Origin of the sequence: Bacillus cereus group sp. BfR-BA-01382, assembly GCF_022663475.1 — a bacterium.
GTDB classification, from domain to species: domain Bacteria; phylum Bacillota; class Bacilli; order Bacillales; family Bacillaceae_G; genus Bacillus_A; species Bacillus_A thuringiensis_S.
Window position 1 is genome coordinate 1 of sequence record NZ_JAKUFQ010000270.1, and the last position, 499, is coordinate 499.

Genomic DNA, 499 nt, shown 5'->3' on the forward strand with positions numbered 1-499 from the left:
GTTGTTCTTCTGCGACCGGCGCTTCTTCTACAACTGGTTGTTCTTCTGCGACTGGCGCTTCTTCTACAACTCGTTGTTCTTCTGCGACTGGTGTTTCTTCTACAACTCGTTGTTCTTCTGCGACTGGCGCTTCTTCTACAACTCGTTTATTTTCTTCTGTTTCTGCAAGTAAAACATTCGCAAAGCTTTGAACGTCGTTCTTTGTCTGTTCATCAGCCTCAGCTACATGTATGAATTCACTCTTTTGTTCAATCGCTTCATCTTCTTGCTGAATTTCCTCAAGTGCTACAAATGTCTCTACTACAGGTGCTTTTATTTCTGCAATCACTTCTACTTCTTCTAGCTCTTCTGTTTCTGTAATTACTTCTACTTCTTCTAGCTCTTCTGCTTCTGCAATTACTTCCACTTCTTCTAGCTCTTCTGTTTCCGCAATTACTTCCACTTCTTCTGGCTCTTCTGTTTCTGCAATTACTTCCACTTCTTCTTGTGCTTCTGTTTC

1 pseudogene is annotated in these 499 nt (G+C 41.5%); it reads right to left on the minus strand.

From position 1 onward, the window contains the following. Window positions 1–499: pseudogene (locus MR160_RS33885) on the minus strand (DNA translocase FtsK); the annotation flags it as partial.